We start from the raw sequence: 17,272 nt of genomic DNA on the forward strand, positions 1-17,272 counted from the left end.
GCCTCAGGCGGGATGGCGGGACGTGTCCCGGGCGCGGTGAAGGACGCGGGTGCAGTCCTCGGTCCGGATGGGGCGGAAGCCCATCTTCTTGTACAGGTCCAGGGCGCGCGGGTGGTCCAGCGTGCAGGTGTTCACGGTCATCCGCTCGACACCGGGCAAGGACCAGCCCATGGCAATCGCGGTCTTCAGCAGCACACCGCCAAGGCCGCGCCCCACCGCCTCGGGCACCATCCCGAAATAGGCGAGGTCGCAGGTGCCGTTCTGCCGCGCATCCAGTTGGAAAAACCCCTGCGGCCAGCCATCGGCCAGTGCGGTCCAGAGCATCACGTTTGGGTCGGCGACGAACGACGCAAGCGCGGCCGGGTTCTGCTCGGCCTGATCGAACCGGTCGCGCCATTCGTAATCGCGGCCCACGGCGTCGTAGAGCGACAGGAAATACCAGACCGGCGGATTGATCGCGCGCTCAAGCCGCACGCCATCGGGCAATGCGGGAACCGCCCAATCGGGCCGGTCGGTCATTTCAAGATAGGTGACCGTATAGGCAACCTCGGTTCCCGCCGGGATGATGCTCATCCAGTTTCGACCTTCAGTTGCTCGAACTGGCCCCATTCCGACCAGGACCCGTCATAAAGCGCGGTGTCCTCGTTTCCGAGGCGCGCAAGGCCCAGCATCAGGATCGCGGCGGTCACGCCGGAGCCGCAGGTTGTTATGGTTCGCTTCTCGATATCCACGCCGCCGGCCTCGAAGGCGGCGCGCAGGGCGTCGCCCTCTTTCATCGTGCCATCTTCGTTCAGCAAGCTGGCGTAATGCACGTTCAGCGAGTTGGGAATCCGACCCGAGCGCAGGCCCGCACGCGGCTCGGGGTCGGTTCCGCGAAAGCGGCCTTCCGAGCGGGCATCGACGATCTGCCAGTCGCCCAGCTTGGACGCGGCAGCGACCTGCGTCACGTCCTTCACCATATGCGCCTGGCGCTGCACGGTGATGTGGCGGTCACGGATGATCGGGGCCATATCCTCGATCGGGCGCCCCTCGGCCTGCCACTTGGGAAACCCGCCATCCAGAACCGCGATATCGGTCTTGCCCATCAGGCGGAAGTTCCACCACGCCCTAGCGGCCGAGAAGAGGCCGGCCCCGTCATAGACCACCACCTGGTGCCCGTCGCCGACGCCAAGCGCGCGCATCCGGCTCATGAATTTCTCGACGGGCGCGGCCATGTGGGGCAAATCGCTGCGCGCATCGCATACGTCATCGATGTCGAAGAAGCGCGCGCCGGGGATATGCGCGGCGTCATACTCCGCCTTCCCGTCGCGGCCCATGTCGGCCAGGTAATAGGAGGCATCGAGGATGCGCAGATCCGGGTCGTTCAGATGCGCGGCCAGCCAGTCGGTCGAAACCAGGGTCTTGGGGTCGTCCCCCGTGATCGGCTTGCCCATGTCGGCCCTCGTCTGTGTTGTCTCTCACCGTGGAATAGGCCTACGCGGCACGGCGCGACTCCGCAAGGGGACGCCGCGCCTCAGCCATTCTGCTTGAGCAGGCGCTGTTTCTGCCGCTGCCAGTCGCGCTTTGCGCTGGTTTCGCGCTTGTCGGCGGTTTTCTTGCCCTTGGCGATGCCGATCTTCATCTTCGCGATGCCCTTGTGATTGAAATAGAGCACTAGCGGAACCAGCGTCATGCCCTGCCGCTGCGTAGCATTCCAGAGCTTCGACAGTTCCTTTTTCGACGCCAGCAGCTTGCGACGGCGCTTTTCCTCGTGGCCAAAGGTCTTGGCTTGGGCATAGGGGGCGACGTAGCTGTTGATCAGCCACAACTCGCCATCTTCGACGTTCGCGTAGCTTTCGGCGATGTTCGCCCCACCTTCGCGCAGGCTTTTGACCTCGGACCCTTCCAGGACGATCCCGACCTCGAGATCATCCTCGATGGCATAATCGTAGCGCGCGCGCCGGTTCTCGGCGACGACCTTGTAATTCGGGTTGTCAGGTTTCTTTGCCATGGGAGGCGGATATAGGCGCTCAGCCCTCGGGCTGCCAGCCCGGCGGCACGTCGACCGTCGGAATCCACGGTTTGATGTCCAGAACGGGCGTGCCGTCGAAGGCATCGGTGGCGTCGATGCCGATCACCCCGGCCTCCCGATCCATCGACGTGATGACCACGCAGCCAAGCGCGATGGGGTTGGGGCGCACGGGGCTGCGGATCGCGAAAACGCCGCGCGGCCCATCGGTATGGCGCGGGGACTGCACGATCAGGCTGCGTTCGCCCCGATCGACCCAGTACATCACCTGGATGGCGCGCCCGACCTCAAGGCCCGTCAGCCCCTCGACATAGTCGGGCAACAGTTCGATGCGCGCGGCCTCGCCCGTGTCGCGGGCCGCGCGCAGGTTTCGGGGCGCATTGCCCTTGGACCAGTTCGACCGGATATGTCCGATGAAGGTGACGCCCGCCTCTACCCGGTCTGCCGGGTCGAAGGGCAACGCAACCTCGCCCCCGCGGCGCTCGCCCATCCTAGCTGATGATCCCGGCATGGCGCATGGCCGCCTGGATCTTCTGCTTGGTGGTATCGTCGAGGCCGGTCAGCGGCAGGCGCACCTCGTCGGAACATTTGCCAAGAACCGACAGCCCGTATTTCGCGCCGCAGACGCCCGGTTCGGCAAAGATCGCCTCGTGAAGCGGCATCAGCTTGTCCTGATACTCCAGCGCAGCCGCGAAATCGCCGGCCAGCGTCGCTTCCTGCATCTCGGCGCAGAGCTTGGGCGCGACATTGGCCGTGACGCTGATGCAGCCTCGTCCACCTTGCGCGTTATAACCCACCGCCGTGGCATCCTCGCCCGAAAGCTGGATGAAATCGCTGCCGCAGGTGATGCGCTGCTTGGGCACGCGGGCCAGGTCGCCGGTGGCATCCTTGACGCCCACGATATTGGGCAGCTTGGACAGCTCACCCATCGTCGCAGGCAGCATGTCGACCACCGAACGCGGCGGGATGTTGTAGATGATGATCGGGATGCCGATCTCGTTCAGCGCGCTGAAATGGGCGATCAGGCCCTTCTGCGTCGGCTTGTTGTAATAGGGGGTTACGACCAGCGCCGCGTCCGCACCGATCGCCTTGGCATGTTCGACGAAACGGATGGCCTCGACCGTATTGTTCGACCCGGCCCCGGCGATCACGGGCACCCGGCCGCCCGAGGCCTGCACGACCGCTTCGATCACCTGCTCGTGCTCGTCATGGCTGAGCGTGGGCGACTCGCCCGTCGTGCCCACCGGAACCAACCCGTGAGAGCCTTCGGCGATCTGCCATTCCACCAGCGATTTGAGCGCCTCGAAATCCACCTTGCCGTCCGTGAACGGGGTGACGAGGGCGGGCATCGAGCCTTTGAACATCGCGCTGGTCCTTTTCCTGATCCGGGGGTGCGGGAGTGCGCCCCGTCGGCGAATTGCCGCGGAACCTACCCGCGCCATCCGGAATTGCCAAGTTCGTGAGTTGCATGGCACCCATTTGCCTTTATCCTTTTGTCAGCGCTGAAAATTTGCGGAGGGAGACCATGCGCCGCCTGATCCGTGCCACCTGCCTTGCGCTTGGCGCTGCCGTTTCGGCGGCCCCTGCCCTCGCCGATGCCGAGGCGCTTGGCCTCGCTCTCGATGCGCTTGCCCAAGGCGATCTCGCTCTGGTGGACGAAGCGGTGGAGGCCATTGACGACCCCGTCGCGCTGGACGTGGTGGAATGGACGCGGCTGCGCCGTGGCGGGGCCGATTTTGCCGATTACGTCGCTTTTCTGGAGCGCAACCCAGATTGGCCGGGGCTGGAATACCTGCGTGCGCGGGGCGAACCCTCCATCCCGGTCGATGGCGACCCCGCGCCAGTGCTGGACTATTTCGAAGATCAGGCACCCCAGACCGGCGCAGGCGCATTGGCGCTTGCCCTTGCACTGGAAGCGGCGGGCGATACCGAGGCCGCCCATGCCGAGGCCATCCGCGCCTGGACCACGATGACGATGACCGGCACCGAAGCCGGCAACCTGCGCGACGCCTACGGATCGGTCCTGAACGACGAAAGCTTGCATCTGCGCCGCCTCGATCACCTGCTTTGGGAAGGGGCCGAGGATCGCGCCCGCGCGATGTTCCCCCTGGTTCCCGAGGGATGGCGGGCCCTGGCGGAGGCACGGCTTGCCCTGCGCGAACGCCGCCCCGGAGTCGATGACCTGATCGAAGCGGTCCCCTCGGACCTGCGCACGCATCCGGGGCTGGCCTTCGAGCGGTTCCTCTGGCGGGTCCGGTCGGGCTTCTGGGACACCGCCGGGGACCTGATGGCCGAACGCTCGACCTCCGCCGAGGCTTTGGGGCGACCGTCTGCATGGGCCGACAGGCGCGCCGACCTGGCCCGCGATGTTGCCCGCGAAGGGGAGTTCGACCTTTGCTACGACTACGCCGCCAACCACTTCCTGAGCCGCGACGTCGATTACCTCGCCTTCGCCGATCTCGAATGGATCGCGGGATACTGCGCCTTGCGGGCCGGGATTCCCGAAACCGCGATCGGCCATTTCGAAGCCTTCCGCGACACCGTCTTTTCGCCCATCTCGGCGGGTCGGGCCGGCTACTGGCAGGGCCGCGCGCATGAGGCGCTTGGCAATGAGGCCGAGGCAGCCGAAGCCTATGCGCTGGGTGCCGACTACCAGTCGAGTTTCTACGGCCAGCTTTCCGCCGAGCGCGGCGGGTTGCCCGTCGACCCCGCCTTTCTGGCCGACGAGGACTACGGCGATTGGCGCAGCGCGGATTTCACCGCCTCCACCGTGTTTCATGCCGCGCTGATCCTGTACGAGGCCGGCCAGCGCGACCTGAGCGAGCGGTTCCTGACGCATCTGACCGAAAGCCTGACGCGGGACGAGGCCGGGATGCTTGGGGATTTCGCCCTCGATCTTGGCGAACCGCATCTCGCGCTAATGATCGCCAAGCGCGCCGCGCAAGGAGGCTACGAGATCATGCGCGCCTATTACCCCATTGCCGATCTGGCCGAGGTGGATCTGCCCGTGCCCACAGCCTTCGCATTGTCCATCGCGCGGCGCGAATCGGAGTTCGACCCGAACGTGGTCAGCTACGCAGGCGCCATCGGCTTGATGCAGGTGATGCCCGGCACCGGATCGGACACGGCAGCCTTGCTGGGCATTCCGTTTTCCGAAGCGCGGCTACGGACCGACCCGGATTACAACCTGCTGCTCGGATCGACCTATATCGCCGGCCTGATCGAGCGCTATGGCGGGAACCCCGTTCTGGTCTCGGCGGGGTACAATGCCGGGCCGGGGCGGGCGAACCAGTGGGTCGAACGCTTCGGCGATCCCCGCGGACTGGACGAGGACGCGATCATCGACTGGATCGAGGCAATCCCGTTTTCCGAAACCCGCAATTACATCATGCGCGTGACCGAAAGCCTGCCGATCTACGAGGCGCAACTGACCGGTGCCCTTCCGACTCTCGGCCTGGCCGAGCGTCTGGCGCAGTAATCGGCGACTGGAAGCTAGCGCCCAAGGCGCGGGCGATCGCCCCAAGGGGGCGTGAGGCCGCGCCTCCCCCCGGCGGCGTCGAAGACGGCGCAATCCCTAGGGCGCGTACTCAATAATGGGATTCCCGTTTGTGCCTTGTCGTGCTTCACTTCTGGCGAAATCGGGAGGGTTTGATGGCACGGTACGATTTGAGTGACGAGGAATGGCAGCTTGTTGAGCCGTTGTTGCCGCGCCCCGGGAAGGGCCGGCGTCGTGTTGATGACCGGCGGGTGACGAACGGGATATTCTACGTGTTGCGGACCGGCGCGCCGTGGCGCGACCTGCCGGAGCGATATGGCCCTTACACCACTGTCTACAACCGGTTCAACCGCTGGGCCAAGCGCGGCATCTGGTTGAAAGTGTTCGAGGAACTGGCACGACGATCGCCGCAGTCGCTGCAGTTGATCGACAGTTCCATCGTCCGCGCCCATCAGCACGCCGCAGGCGGAAAAAAGGGGGCGAGGATCACGCCATTGGCCGTTCTCGTGGCGGACTGAGCACCAAGATCCACGCCGTCGTCGATCAGGACGGTTTGCCGGTCCGGCTGCACATCACCGCCGGGCAGGCCTCCGACAAGACGGTGGCTCCATTGCTCCTCGACGAACTGCCCCCCGGCATCGTCGTCGCAGACCGGGGTTACGACAGCTTGGCCCTGGTAGAGCGGGTGGCGGCGCGGGGGGGGGGCGAGGCGCATATCCCGACACAGAGCCGCGTCCGCTTGCAACGCAGCGTCCCGCCTGATCTCTACCGCCGTCGCAATCTCGTTGAACGATACTTCTGCAAACTCAAGCAATTCCGCCGTATCGCCACACGCTTCGAAAAGCACGCAGTCAACTTCCTAGCAGCGGTCGCCCTGGCATCCGCTCGCATTTGGTTGCGATCAATTGAGTCCGCGCCCTAGGCGCCGAGTTCTTTCTGACGTTGCCGCCATAGCGTGAAGAGTCCCGCGGCAACCACCAGCGTGGCCCCGATCACCACGTTCGCCTCCAGCGTTTCGCCGAAGACGATCAACCCCAGGGCGGCTGCGAAGACCAGTTGCAGGTAGGCGAAGGGCTGCACGGCGCTCGCCTCGGCCAGTTCATAGGTCTTGATCAGCAGGAAATGCCCGCCCGCACCGGTCACGCATAACAGCGCCATCCACGCCCAGTCGGGGCCGGTCATCGGCTCCCAGAACCAGAGGCCCACGGCGGTCATCACGACGGCCCCGGTGGTCCCCGTCCAGAAAAAACTGGTCGCCGCCGAGTCCTTGCGCGCGACGTAGCGCGTCAGCAGACCGTAAAGCGCGAACATGAAGGCCGAGGCCAGCGGCACCAGCGCCTCGACCTGGAAGACGCGCATACCCGGTTGCAGGATGATCAGCACGCCGACGAAGCCCACGGCGATGGCGGCCCACCGCCGCCAGCCCACCTTTTCGCCCAGCACCGGCCCCGAGAGCGCGGCAATCAAGAGCGGGTAGGAGGTGAACACCGCGTGGCTTTCGATCAGACCCAGCAGGACGAAGGCCAAAACCATCACGCAGATCTCGGTCGCCAGCAAGACACCCCGGAAGATCTGCAAGATCGGCTGTTCGGTCGCCGCGGCCGCACGCACGCCGCCTGCCTTGCGCACGGCGACGGCAATGACGAAGGCCGCGAAGAACCAGTAGCGGATCATCACGACCATCAGCACGTTGTATTCCCCGGCAAGGTGGCGGCTGATCCCGTCCTGCATGGCGAAGACGAAGGTCGTGGCCACCATCAGCCAGATGCCCAGACGCGTGTTGTCCGCGCTCATGGCTTTACCCCGATGCTCATGTGCCGTTTGCGCCCGTAGCCCGTCCGGCGCTCGACGCGGAACCCGGCGTCGCCCAAGGCGCGCCGCACCGCCCCGGCGGCGGAGTAGGTGGCGAAACTGCCCCCCGGTGCCGTGTGATCGAAGACCGCCTGCATCAGGCCCGGTTCCCACAACTCGGGGTTCTTGGCGGGCGAGAACCCGTCGAGGAACCAGGCATCGGCAACCCCACCCCACGCCGGCACCGTTTTTCGTGCGTCGCCCACGACCAGCGTGAAATCCAGTGTCGGGGTTTCTATGCGCCCCAAGCCGGACAGCGCCCCTGCGATCAGCGGGGCCAGACCCTCGGCTTCGGGGAAATGAGCCAAGGCACGCAGCGCCCCTCCGGGAGAAACCGGAAATGCCTCGAAACTGGTGACGGTTAGCGGGCCGGCAGTACCAGACGCCACCCAGGCCTCGTGCACGGCGACCAGGTTCAACCCCGTTCCGAACCCAAGCTCGGCCACGCGGAACCCCGGCGCGAACCGCGCGGGCAGGTCGTTGCCGGACAGGAACACGTGCCGCGTCTCGGCCAGGCCGTTCTCAAGCGAATAGAACGGATCGTCGAACAAGGTCGAGACCGGCACGCCCTCGCGCCAGTCCAGCCTGTGCCCATCCGTTCTCTGGTTCTCCGCCATCGGCTCGCCTACAACCCGGCCCAACGCGCGGAGACTTAACCGAACGGAGACCATGCGCAATGAGGGACATCACCATATTCGGAGCGGGAGCCTTCGGGCTTGCCATCGCCTGGGCCTGCACGGCGCGCGGCGCGTCGGTGCGGGTGATCGACCCGAATGGCGTGGGCAAAGGTGCGTCGAACGGCCTGGTCGGCGCGCTTGCGCCCCATGTTCCGGAGAACTGGAACGACAAGAAGGAAATCCAGTTCCAAAGCCTCGACATGGCCGACGCCTTCTGGTCCGAGGCGGCCGAGGTCGCCGGTCAGGACGCGGGCTTTGCCCGCCTTGGCCGCGTCCAGCCCCTGATGGATGATCGCGCGGTGGAGCTTGCCCGCGCCCGCGCGGAATCGGCGAAAGAGCTTTGGAAAGGCCGCTATGACTGGACTGTCATCCCCGCCGATGACGCAGGCATCCCGGTTGCATCGCCCACCGGTCTGGTGATCCATGACACGCTGACCGCCCGAATGCATCCGCGCCGCGCCACCGCCACTCTGGCCGAAGCGCTGCGCCGCAAGGGGGCGGAAATCCTGCCCGAGGGTGAGGCCGAGGGCACCGTGATCCATGCCACCGGCATCGCCGGGCTGTTGGAACTGAACGGGCTGGCAGGGCAAAAGACCATCGGCTCGCCGGTCAAGGGACAGGCCGCGCTTCTGGATGCGGACCTGCGGGATTGTGCCCAGGTATTCGCGGAAACCGTCCTGATCGTGCCGCACGCAGATGGCACGACGGGGGTCGGCTCCACCTCGGAACGTGACTTCGATGCGCCTGACACCACCGATGAACAGTTGGACGCCGTGATCGCCAAGGCGCGCGCGGTTTGCCCGGCGCTGGCCGACGCCCCGGTGATCGACCGTTGGGCAGGCCTGCGTCCGCGCGCCCGGTCTCGCGCGCCGATGCTTGGCGCCCATCCGCTCCATGACGGCCAGTACATCGCCAATGGCGGGTTCAAGATCGGTTTCGGCATGGCCCCCATCGTGGCCCGGATGATGGCCGATCTTGTCCTTGATGGCAGGGACACCATCCCCGATCTCTTCAAACCCGAGGCGAGTTTTCGGTGACGGCGCTTCTGCCGGACCTGTCGGCATCTGGCTGGGCGTTTGCAGCGCTGTCCGTCGCCCTCGCCGCCGCCTTGCAACGGATCACGGGGCAGGGTTTCGGGATGGTCGCCGCCCCGCTTCTGGCGCTGATCGTGCCGGAGCTTTTGCCCACGCTCCTCCTCATCCTCGGGGCCTTTGTCGGGTGGCGCGCCGTGCGGGCCGATCGAAGCGCCATTACGCTTGCCGAACTGCCGCCGGGCTTCGCGGGGCGGGCGCTTGGCGCGGTCTTGGCGGCATGGCTGGCGGCGGCCCTGATCGGATCGGAGGGCATAGGGCTTGCCATCGCGGGCATCGTCTATCTCGCCATCGCGCTGTCGCTGATTGGCATACGGATCGCCATATCGCCCCAATCGCTTTTCGGCGCGGGGCTGACCGCCGGGCTGATGGGGACGCTGACAGCCATCGGCGCACCGCCCATGGCGCTGCTTTACCAGCACGAAGAGCGAACCAGATCGGCAGCGATGCAGAACAGCTTTTTCATGTTCGGCATGATCGTCAGCCTCGCAGCCCTGGCGTGGCAGGGGCTGGTGCGCGCCGAACACATGGTGGCCGCGCTGGTTCTGAGCCCTGCGACCCTTTTCGGGCTTTGGGTGGCCACACCGCTTTCGCGCCTTCTTGGCAAGACGCCCGCGCGACCGATTGCCCTTGGCCTTGCCGGAGCATCCGCCACGATCCTGCTGATCCGGTCACTGGCAGCAGGTTAGAGCCCCCTTGTTCACGCCCGCGTCGCCTCGGCCTTGAGGCGCGTCATCAGCCCCTCAAGCGCCTTGAGGTTGATCTCGTTGATCAGGCGGCCCTCATCGTCGAACTGGGCATTGGTATTGCCCACCAGCACCTCGGGCCCTTGCAGGATCAGCGGCTGAAACGGGACCAGGGCAAGGCGCAATGAGAACTGGGTACGCTCACCGCCCGCGCGCCCGCCCGCCGCGGACATGATCGCAACCGGCTTGTCCTTCCACGGATTGCCCTCGGCCCGGCTGACCCAGTCGAGCGCGTTCTTGAGAACACCCGACAGCGCCTTGTTGTATTCGGGGCCAGCGATCACCACCGCATCGGCCTGCGCGATCTGGTCGGCCAGCGCCTGCACCTCGGGCGGGATGCCCTCGGCGTCTTCGAGATCCCCATCATAGAGCGGCAGGCGAAGGTTGCCGACCACGAACTCCTCCGGGTCGTAAAGCCGCGCGGCCTCGAGCATCAGCTTCCGATTGTAGGATCCCGCCCGAAGCGAGCCGCAAATTCCCAAGAGCCTGCCACTGGACAAGGTCCCATCCTCCGATCACAAACCACCCCGTCAGAGCTATGGCAGGAGAGGGACATGTCCAAGCACCACGGCGGAAAAATCCTGGCGGACCGTTTGGCAAGCCACGGGGTGAAACGGGTCTTCTCGGTTCCGGGGGAAAGCTTCCTGGCCGCGCTGGATGGCCTGTACGACCATGACATCCAGAATATCGTCTGCCGGCAGGAGGGGGGCGCGGCGATGATGGCCGATGCCTACGGCAAGATGACGGGCGAACCGGGTGTCGTGTTCGTGACACGCGGGCCGGGGGCCACCAATGCCAGCGCTGGCCTGCACATCGCCATGCATGACGCCACGCCGCTGGTCTGTTTCGTGGGCCAGGTGCCGCTGAAGCACCGCGACCGCGACGTGTTCCAGGAGGTGAACTACCGCGACGTGTTCGGCTCGCTGGTGAAATGGGTGGCCGAGGTCGAGCGCACCGACCGTCTGGCCGAATACGTGGACCGTGCCTTTGCCATCGCACGCTCGGGCCGGCCCGGCCCCGTCGTCATCGCCCTGCCCGAGGATGTCTTGTCGGCCGACGCATCGGCACCCGCCGCGCCCGTCATCGGGGCCAAGCCTGAAAGCAGCCTGTCCGATGCCCATCTGGATCGGATTGTGGAAACGCTGCGCAAGGCCGACCGACCGATGATCATCGCAGGCGGCTCGCTTTGGAGCGCCGGGGCCGCCGAACAGGCCGCCGAACTTGCGAAACGGACTGGCGCGCCCATCGCCGTTACGTTCCGTCGCCAGGATTATATCGACAACGATCATCCGAACTACGCGGGCGACCTGGGGGTGGGCATGAACCCCAAGCTCGGCGCGCGCCTGTCGCAGGCCGACGCGATCCTGCTGTTGGGCGCGGAGTTGAACGACATCACCACGAAGGATTTCACCCTGCTCGATCCGGCGACCGCGCCGGAGATCATCCAGATCGCGCCGGACCCGGGGATGCCCAACAAGGTCTATCCGACCGCGCTGTCGCTTGTCTGCGATCCGCGCGACGCCGTGTCCCTGCTGCTGGAGCGCTTGCCCGAGGAACCGGACTCCGACCGCGGCGCCATCGAGGCGCGGGCAGAGTACGAGGCGTGGCAGACCCCGCAGGAAACACCGGGCGCGGTGAAGCTGGAGGAGGTGATCTGCTGGCTACGCGATCACGCAGGCCCGGATACGATCATCACGAACGGGGCGGGCAACTACGCCGCCTTCCTGCACCGCTACCATCGGTTCCGGCAGCACGGCACGCAACTCGCCCCCACCTCGGGGTCGATGGGCTACGGCCTGCCCGCCGCCGTCTCGGCCAAGTTGCAGCACCCGAACCGCACGGTCGTCTGCCTTGCCGGGGATGGCTGCCTGCAAATGACGATGCAGGAGCTGTCCACCGCGCGCCAATACGGGGCAGATATCATCGTGATCGTCGCCAATAACGGGCGCTACGGCACGATCCGCATGCACCAGGAGCGGGAATACCCCGGTCGCGTCTCCGGCACGGAACTGTTCAACCCCGACTGGGCCGCGCTGGCCGGGGCCTATGGCGGCACAGGGCACTTGGTTACCGAAACAGGGCAATTCGCCGAGGCGTTCGAGGCCGCCCGGACAGGCGGGCTTCACATCATCGAACTGCGGCTGGACCCGCAGATGCTGAGCACGACGGCGTCTCTCTGACCCGATCTTTATCCGGGGAAATATGCTGGGGGTTTGGGGGCAAAGCCCCCATCCTCTTTCCAAAGAGAATGCGGCGACAGCCGCGCCGCCGGCTCAGACCTCCGGCGTGGGCTTGTCGCCAAGCATCCGCACCTCGCGCTGCGGGAAGGGGATCGAGATCCCGTTTTCCTGGAACGCGTCCCAAAGCGCGAGAAAGACGTTGCCGCGAATATTGGTCAGCCCCCCGGTCGGGTCACGGATCCAGAACCGCAGGATGTAATCGACACTGGAATCGCCAAAGCCGGTGACATGGCAGACCGGCTTGCGATCGGTCAGCACACGGTCCACCCCCATCGCGGCCTCGATGGCGATGCGGCGCACCAGATGCGGATCATCGCCATAGGAGGTGCCGAAATGGATATCGAGGCGCACGAACTCGTTCGTATGTGACCAGTTCACCACCTGGTTGGTGATCAGGTCCTCGTTCGGGATCAGGTACTCTTTGCCGTCCCGCGTCACGACGCTGGCATAACGGGCGCCAAGCGTCTGGATCCAGCCGAAGGTATCGCCAAGGCTGATCACGTCGCCCGGCTTGATCGATTTGTCGAGCAGGATGATCACGCCTGAGACAAGGTTCGACACCACCTTTTGCAGGCCAAAGCCGAGGCCCACGCCGATGGCGCCCGACAGGACCGCCAGACCGGTGAGATCCACACCCGAGGCCCGCAGGCCGATATAGATCGCCGCGCCGTAGAGCAGGACCTGCATGAACTTGACGACCAGCACCCGCATGGAAGGGGACAGGTCCTCGTTCCGTTCGATCCGCGCGGTGGTGGTCCGGGTCAGGAACCGCGCCGCCATGATCAGCAGCGCGACGATCAGCACGGCCTGCAGCACCCCAAGCAGCGACAGGCGTATCCCGCCGAGGTTGAAGCCCACCGAATCGAGGATCGCCCCAATCTCTTCCTGCAGGTTCAGAATGGCGATGGTGACGTAGATCCACGCGCCGTATCGCACGAGGCTGCGCAGAACGGGCGAGCGGATCAGCCGCGCGACGACAGCTACGAACAGCCATGCGGTGGCAAGCTCGGCCACGACGGACAGAAGGTAACTGCGCGATGGCCATGTCACCTCTCGCATCACCAGGACCATCGTCCAGACGAGCACAACGAAGAAGATCAGGAACAGCCGCCGATGCACGATCACGAGAATGCGCATCCGCCATGTCGGCCACCCCTCGCGCGAGGCCATCCATGCGCGGATGCGCGGGCCGAAGCCCCGCGTCAGAAACCACGCGACAAGCACCAGGCCCAGGAGGATGGCGACCTGATAGGCATTCCAGGGCCGCAAAAGGCCTTCGAGAAACACGCGCCCCTGTGCAAACAAGCCCTCGACCGACGTCGTCAGCCCCTCCATCGGGGTTGCATCGGGCAGGGCGTCGGTCGGCGTCTCTGTCTCGGGCTCCATCGCGGTCCTTTCGGATATGTGCGATTACCCTAGGGCGCGCTCGGGTCTTCGCCAAGCGTGACCCTTGGCAAGGGGCAAGTGCATGTGTATCTCGACGGCATGACACGGGTTTTCGACATGGACGACCGGGCGCGCCTGCCGTGGCGCTTTTTCGGCGCGCGTTGCAGCGTCCTCGGGCACCTAGGCACGGCCTGACAGCTCAGCCGAACCGACGACCATTTCCCGCCCATCCGGAGACTGACCGATGGCCCCCAAAACACTCTATGACAAGATCTGGGACGCTCACCTCGTGCATGAGGCCGAGGATGGCACCAGCCTGCTTTATATCGACCGCCACCTCGTCCACGAAGTGACCAGCCCGCAGGCCTTCGAAGGGCTGCGCATAACGGGCCGCACGGTGCGCGCACCCGAAAAGACGATCGCGGTGCCCGACCATAACGTGCCCACCACGATGGGCCGGGAAGATCCCGAGAAGATGCCCGAGGACAGCCGCATCCAGGTGGCCGCGCTGGACCAGAACGCCAAGGATTTCGGCATCCACTACTACCCTGTGACGGATGTGCGCCAGGGCATCGTGCATATCGTCGGCCCCGAACAGGGCTGGACCCTGCCGGGCATGACCGTGGTCTGCGGTGACAGCCACACCGCGACGCACGGCGCCTTCGGGGCGCTGGCGCACGGCATCGGCACCTCCGAGGTGGAACACGTGCTGGCCACGCAGACGTTGATCCAGAAGAAATCGAAGAACATGAAGGTCGAGATCACCGGGCAACTGGCCCCGGGCGTCACGGCCAAGGATATCGTCCTGACCATCATCGGCGAGACCGGCACCGCAGGCGGCACCGGCTATGTCATCGAGTATTGCGGCGAGGCGATCCGCTCGCTGTCGATGGAAGGGCGGATGACGATCTGCAACATGGCGATCGAGGGTGGTGCCCGCGCCGGCCTGATCGCACCGGACGAGACGACCTTCGACTACGTCAAGGGCCGCCCCCATGCGCCGAAGGGCGCCCAGTGGGAAGCCGCGCTGGCCTGGTGGAAGACGCTCTATTCAGACGACGACGCCCATTGGGACAAGGTCGTGACCATCCGTGGCGAGGATATCGCCCCCAGCGTGACCTGGGGCACCTCGCCCGAGGATGTGCTGGCGATCACCGATGTCGTGCCCGCGCCCGAGGATTTCAAAGGCGGCAAGGTCGAGGCGGCCAAGCGCTCGCTCGATTACATGGGGCTGAAGCCGGGCACGCCGCTCAAGGACATCGCCATCGATACGGTCTTCATCGGGTCTTGCACCAATGGCCGGATCGAGGATTTGCGTGCCGCTGCTGCCGTGCTGAAAGGCAAGAAGATCAAGGACGGCATCCGCGCCATGGTCGTGCCGGGGTCCGGCCTTGTCCGTGCGCAGGCCGAGGAAGAAGGGCTGGCCGACATCTTCAAGGAGGCCGGGTTCGAATGGCGGCTTGCGGGCTGTTCCATGTGCCTTGCCATGAACCCCGACCAGTTGGCCCCCGGTGAACGCTGCGCGGCCACCTCGAACCGCAATTTCGAGGGGCGTCAGGGCCGCGGCGGGCGCACCCACCTGATGAGCCCGGCGATGGCGGCGGCGGCCGCCGTGACGGGCCATCTGACGGATGTGCGCGAGTTGATGTGAGACGCGCGCGGTCGTGGGCTGTTCGACCGGCACCTTCTCTTCCACCGAGTCCAAGAAACGGGGCCGCCCTTTTGCGGCCCCGTTGACGTTTGCGGGCGGTGCACATGGCTGATCTCCCCGGCATTGCCAGTTTCTGGATCGGCCCGCGCCTTCGCTGGATCGACAAGCTGTCGCTCGCCAGTTTCGCGGCGCTCGGGCATCCGGTGACGCTGTTTCACGCCGGGGAGGGGCCTGCGCCTGCGGTGCCCACGGGCGCCGATCTGGTCCGTGCGGAGGAAATCTGGCCGGAGATCGGAGCGTCTATCGCGGGTTTGCCGCCTGCCCCCTTGTCGGATGTCTTCCGTCTGCACCTCATGCACCGCAGCGAGATGATCTGGGTGGATACCGATGTGATCGCTCTGCGCCCGCTGCGCCCATCCGGGGGCTACCTGATCGGGCGGCAGGAAGGGGACTGGGTGAACGGCGCGGTCATGCGGCTTCCGCCCACCTCGCCGGCGCTCAGGATGTTGCGCGCCGCGTTTGACGATCCTGCGGCGGTCTTTCCCTGGCTGGAGTCCGCACAGCAGGAGGAGATCCGCCGGATCGTACCCGAGCGACGGCAAGCCGAAACCGCGCGCCTTGTCGGCAACGCCTTCGGCCCACTGGCGCAGACATACGCGATGAAACAGACCGGTGAAATTGACCACGCCCTTCCGCAAGAGGCGCTGAACCCGATCCCGTGGTGGCTGGGCGATCTGTATTTCGACCCGCGCGGCACGCTCGACCATTGGGTGACCGAGAACACGCTTTGCCTGCACCTTTATGCGTCGCGCCTCCGCCCGTTTTTCAAACGGCGGCGGCCGCCGAAAGGCTCCCCTCTCGCGCGGATGGCCCGGCGCATCGGGTTCGATGATTTCCGTTAGCCGGGCCGCCCCTCGCGGCGATAGCGCAGAAGCACCGGAACCATCGCCACGGACAGCCCGAGGCACCACAGGCCCATCGCGACGCCCTGCTCCGGGAAGGTCACGCCGCGGTCGATCAGAACGCCGGTGATCCCCGGCCCGATGGCGGTGGACAGCACCATCACCGCCGTCACCGTCGCCCGCACCGCTCCCAGATTGTCGGTGCCGTAGGCGGCGGGCAGAAACGCACCCCATAGCGCGCCGGACATGCCTTGGGTGATGCCGAGGATGCCAAGGGCCACAACCCAAAGGATCGGGGTAGTGGCCGGTCCGATCAGGAACATCGCCACCCCCATCGGGATCAAGAGAACGGGCAGTAACCGCTCCGGTCCGAACCTGTCCGCCGCCCAACCCGCGACCAGTGACATCACCACGGTAGCGCCGGCATAGGCCGGGTAGGCCGGGGCCATGGAGATCAGGCTCCAGCCCTTCACCTCGGCCACATGGGCCTGGTGGAAGAACACGACCGTGCCAATAAACCCCGGCGTCAGGATCATCGGGATCAGCGCCCAGAACAGCCAGTGGCGCAGCACCTCGGCACGCCGCCAGTGACGCGCGCCCAAGCCCGGGCTACCGGTGAAGCTGACCTGACCGGTCGGTGCGCGATCCCGCGCCAGCAACCACAGAAGCAGCGGCAACATGATCACCAGGATGACAAGGGCCGTCACGCCCCAGGTCGCGCGCCAGCCGATCCAGCCGATGCACAGGACGACGCCAAGCGGCAGCGCGACCTCTCCCAGCGGATGGCCCAGATTGGCGATGGATACGGCCTTGCCCCGCGTGCTGACGAACCATCGGCCCATGGCCGTGATGCCCATATGGGTGAACATTCCCTGCCCACAGAACCGCAGCAAGAAGACGGACACGCCCAACACCCAGACAGACTGCCCCAGGGCCATGCCAAGGCAGGCCAGGGCAAAAAGGCCGGAAATCAGCGTGACGAGGCGCGAGAGCGGCATGGTATCGGCCAGCCCGCCCCGGCTGAGCAGCAGGGCCGCCGAGGAAAGGGTCGCGAGGGTGTAGATCCCGCCCCAGCCCCCGTCACTCAGGCCGTAGGCGTCGCGGATGCCGCCTGCGAAAAGCGAGATGAACCAGGTCTGTCCGAACGAGGACCCAAAGGTCAGCAACACGCCGGTGGCAAGCCAGCGTCGGTTTTCAAACAGGAACGCGCGCATGTGTTTCGCC

The 17,272-nt window shown here is 65.9% G+C and carries 17 protein-coding genes and 1 pseudogene; 8 read left to right on the forward strand and 10 right to left on the reverse strand.

Going from position 1 to position 17,272, the window contains the following annotated elements; genetic code table 11:
• Positions 1-3 precede the first annotated feature (3 nt).
• The 5 genes from ABD923_RS11550 to dapA form a co-directional block, all read right to left on the reverse strand.
• Positions 4-573 (reverse strand): GNAT family N-acetyltransferase, encoded by a 570-nt coding sequence (locus ABD923_RS11550; protein ID WP_259549099.1) that lies wholly within the window; start codon positions 571-573, stop codon positions 4-6.
• A complete protein-coding gene (gene sseA / locus ABD923_RS11555; protein WP_259549097.1) occupies positions 570-1,433 on the reverse strand; it encodes a 3-mercaptopyruvate sulfurtransferase in 864 nt (287 codons plus the stop codon). Before sseA ends, ABD923_RS11550 begins: the two co-directional genes overlap by 4 nt.
• Positions 1,434-1,513: 80 nt before the next feature.
• The gene (gene smpB / locus ABD923_RS11560) at positions 1,514-1,990 is read right to left on the reverse strand and encodes an SsrA-binding protein SmpB (RefSeq protein ID WP_259549095.1); all 477 of its coding nucleotides are present in this window, start codon (positions 1,988-1,990) and stop codon (positions 1,514-1,516) included.
• Between the two features lie 19 nt (positions 1,991-2,009).
• Positions 2,010-2,498, reverse strand: coding sequence for a tRNA (N6-threonylcarbamoyladenosine(37)-N6)-methyltransferase TrmO (gene tsaA, locus ABD923_RS11565; RefSeq protein WP_259549091.1), 489 nt, complete (start codon positions 2,496-2,498; stop codon positions 2,010-2,012).
• Position 2,499: 1 nt separating this feature from the next.
• Positions 2,500-3,372 carry a 4-hydroxy-tetrahydrodipicolinate synthase gene (gene dapA / locus ABD923_RS11570; protein WP_259549082.1) on the reverse strand — a complete coding sequence of 291 codons (873 nt, stop codon included), beginning with the start codon at positions 3,370-3,372 and terminating at the stop codon, positions 2,500-2,502.
• Positions 3,373-3,533: 161 nt separating this feature from the next.
• Between dapA and ABD923_RS11575 the strand changes: the two genes are divergently transcribed.
• On the forward strand, positions 3,534-5,486 hold the full coding sequence (locus tag ABD923_RS11575; protein ID WP_259549080.1) for a lytic transglycosylase domain-containing protein: 1,953 nt from the start codon (positions 3,534-3,536) through the stop codon (positions 5,484-5,486).
• A 173-nt stretch (positions 5,487-5,659) separates the two neighbouring features.
• A pseudogene (locus ABD923_RS11580) lies at positions 5,660-6,345 on the forward strand (IS5 family transposase); the annotation flags it as partial.
• A 77-nt stretch (positions 6,346-6,422) separates the two neighbouring features.
• On the opposite strand, the gene ABD923_RS11585 reads toward ABD923_RS11580, so the two are convergent.
• Both ABD923_RS11585 and mnmC2 read right to left on the reverse strand, forming a co-directional pair.
• Positions 6,423-7,298, reverse strand: a complete 876-nt coding sequence (locus ABD923_RS11585) for a DMT family transporter (RefSeq protein ID WP_259549072.1) — start codon at positions 7,296-7,298, stop codon at positions 6,423-6,425.
• The gene (gene mnmC2, locus ABD923_RS11590) at positions 7,295-7,972 is read right to left on the reverse strand and encodes a tRNA (5-methylaminomethyl-2-thiouridine)(34)-methyltransferase MnmC2 (protein ID WP_259549071.1); all 678 of its coding nucleotides are present in this window, start codon (positions 7,970-7,972) and stop codon (positions 7,295-7,297) included. Before mnmC2 ends, ABD923_RS11585 begins: the two co-directional genes overlap by 4 nt.
• 59 nt (positions 7,973-8,031) lie before the next feature.
• On the opposite strand from mnmC2, the gene ABD923_RS11595 reads away from it, so the two are divergent.
• Together ABD923_RS11595 and ABD923_RS11600 are read left to right on the forward strand one after the other, a co-directional pair.
• Positions 8,032-9,069, forward strand: coding sequence for an NAD(P)/FAD-dependent oxidoreductase (locus ABD923_RS11595; protein ID WP_259549069.1), 1,038 nt, complete (start codon positions 8,032-8,034; stop codon positions 9,067-9,069).
• Entirely contained in the window at positions 9,066-9,812 is a 747-nt protein-coding gene (locus ABD923_RS11600; RefSeq protein WP_259549063.1) for a TSUP family transporter, read from the forward strand. The genes ABD923_RS11595 and ABD923_RS11600 overlap by 4 nt, the downstream gene beginning before the upstream one ends.
• A gap of 11 nt (positions 9,813-9,823) precedes the next feature.
• On the opposite strand, the gene ABD923_RS11605 is transcribed toward ABD923_RS11600, so the two are convergent.
• Positions 9,824-10,369, reverse strand: coding sequence for an NADPH-dependent FMN reductase (locus ABD923_RS11605; protein WP_259549061.1), 546 nt, complete (start codon positions 10,367-10,369; stop codon positions 9,824-9,826).
• Between the two features lie 54 nt (positions 10,370-10,423).
• Here ABD923_RS11605 and ABD923_RS11610 point away from each other — a divergent pair, with 54 nt between their 5' ends.
• Positions 10,424-12,049: a thiamine pyrophosphate-binding protein gene (locus ABD923_RS11610; protein ID WP_259549060.1), complete on the forward strand. Its 1,626-nt coding sequence runs from the start codon at positions 10,424-10,426 to the stop codon at positions 12,047-12,049.
• Between the two features lie 93 nt (positions 12,050-12,142).
• Here the strand turns inward: ABD923_RS11610 and ABD923_RS11615 are convergent, their stop codons facing one another.
• Positions 12,143-13,495, reverse strand: coding sequence for a mechanosensitive ion channel family protein (locus tag ABD923_RS11615; RefSeq protein WP_405048299.1), 1,353 nt, complete (start codon positions 13,493-13,495; stop codon positions 12,143-12,145).
• A 57-nt stretch (positions 13,496-13,552) separates the two neighbouring features.
• Here ABD923_RS11615 and ABD923_RS11620 point away from each other — a divergent pair, with 57 nt between their 5' ends.
• From ABD923_RS11620 to ABD923_RS11630, 3 genes are all read left to right on the forward strand, one after another.
• On the forward strand, positions 13,553-13,690 hold the full coding sequence (locus tag ABD923_RS11620) for a hypothetical protein (protein WP_345229481.1): 138 nt from the start codon (positions 13,553-13,555) through the stop codon (positions 13,688-13,690).
• A 49-nt stretch (positions 13,691-13,739) separates the two neighbouring features.
• Positions 13,740-15,146: a 3-isopropylmalate dehydratase large subunit gene (gene leuC, locus ABD923_RS11625; RefSeq protein WP_259549058.1), complete on the forward strand. Its 1,407-nt coding sequence runs from the start codon at positions 13,740-13,742 to the stop codon at positions 15,144-15,146.
• A gap of 104 nt (positions 15,147-15,250) precedes the next feature.
• Positions 15,251-16,048 carry a hypothetical protein gene (locus ABD923_RS11630; protein WP_259549053.1) on the forward strand — a complete coding sequence of 266 codons (798 nt, stop codon included), beginning with the start codon at positions 15,251-15,253 and terminating at the stop codon, positions 16,046-16,048.
• Here the strand turns inward: ABD923_RS11630 and ABD923_RS11635 are convergent.
• A complete protein-coding gene (locus ABD923_RS11635) occupies positions 16,045-17,262 on the reverse strand; it encodes an MFS transporter (RefSeq protein ID WP_259549051.1) in 1,218 nt (405 codons plus the stop codon). The two genes, ABD923_RS11630 and ABD923_RS11635, sit on opposite strands and share 4 nt — an antisense overlap.
• Between the last annotated feature and the right edge of the window lie 10 nt (positions 17,263-17,272).

It is taken from the genome of [Roseibacterium] beibuensis, from assembly GCF_039542305.1.
In the GTDB taxonomy this organism is placed as follows: domain Bacteria; phylum Pseudomonadota; class Alphaproteobacteria; order Rhodobacterales; family Rhodobacteraceae; genus Roseibacterium; species Roseibacterium beibuensis.

What these genes read in the sequence shown, in the direction of transcription:
- ABD923_RS11575 (WP_259549080.1), top strand. Translation starts at nt 3,534, where the DNA reads ATGCGCCGCCTGATCCGTGCCACCTGCCTTGCGCTTGGCGCTGCCGTT.
- leuC (WP_259549058.1), top strand. Translation starts at nt 13,740, where the DNA reads ATGGCCCCCAAAACACTCTATGACAAGATCTGGGACGCTCACCTCGTG.
- mnmC2 (WP_259549071.1), bottom strand. Translation starts at nt 7,972, where the DNA reads ATGGCGGAGAACCAGAGAACGGATGGGCACAGGCTGGACTGGCGCGAG.
- ABD923_RS11615 (WP_405048299.1), bottom strand. Translation starts at nt 13,495, where the DNA reads ATGGAGCCCGAGACAGAGACGCCGACCGACGCCCTGCCCGATGCAACC.
- ABD923_RS11610 (WP_259549060.1), top strand. Translation starts at nt 10,424, where the DNA reads ATGTCCAAGCACCACGGCGGAAAAATCCTGGCGGACCGTTTGGCAAGC.
- tsaA (WP_259549091.1), bottom strand. Translation starts at nt 2,498, where the DNA reads ATGGGCGAGCGCCGCGGGGGCGAGGTTGCGTTGCCCTTCGACCCGGCA.
- ABD923_RS11550 (WP_259549099.1), bottom strand. Translation starts at nt 573, where the DNA reads ATGAGCATCATCCCGGCGGGAACCGAGGTTGCCTATACGGTCACCTAT.
- smpB (WP_259549095.1), bottom strand. Translation starts at nt 1,990, where the DNA reads ATGGCAAAGAAACCTGACAACCCGAATTACAAGGTCGTCGCCGAGAAC.
- ABD923_RS11585 (WP_259549072.1), bottom strand. Translation starts at nt 7,298, where the DNA reads ATGAGCGCGGACAACACGCGTCTGGGCATCTGGCTGATGGTGGCCACG.
- sseA (WP_259549097.1), bottom strand. Translation starts at nt 1,433, where the DNA reads ATGGGCAAGCCGATCACGGGGGACGACCCCAAGACCCTGGTTTCGACC.
- ABD923_RS11595 (WP_259549069.1), top strand. Translation starts at nt 8,032, where the DNA reads ATGAGGGACATCACCATATTCGGAGCGGGAGCCTTCGGGCTTGCCATC.
- ABD923_RS11630 (WP_259549053.1), top strand. Translation starts at nt 15,251, where the DNA reads ATGGCTGATCTCCCCGGCATTGCCAGTTTCTGGATCGGCCCGCGCCTT.
- ABD923_RS11635 (WP_259549051.1), bottom strand. Translation starts at nt 17,262, where the DNA reads ATGCGCGCGTTCCTGTTTGAAAACCGACGCTGGCTTGCCACCGGCGTG.
- dapA (WP_259549082.1), bottom strand. Translation starts at nt 3,372, where the DNA reads ATGTTCAAAGGCTCGATGCCCGCCCTCGTCACCCCGTTCACGGACGGC.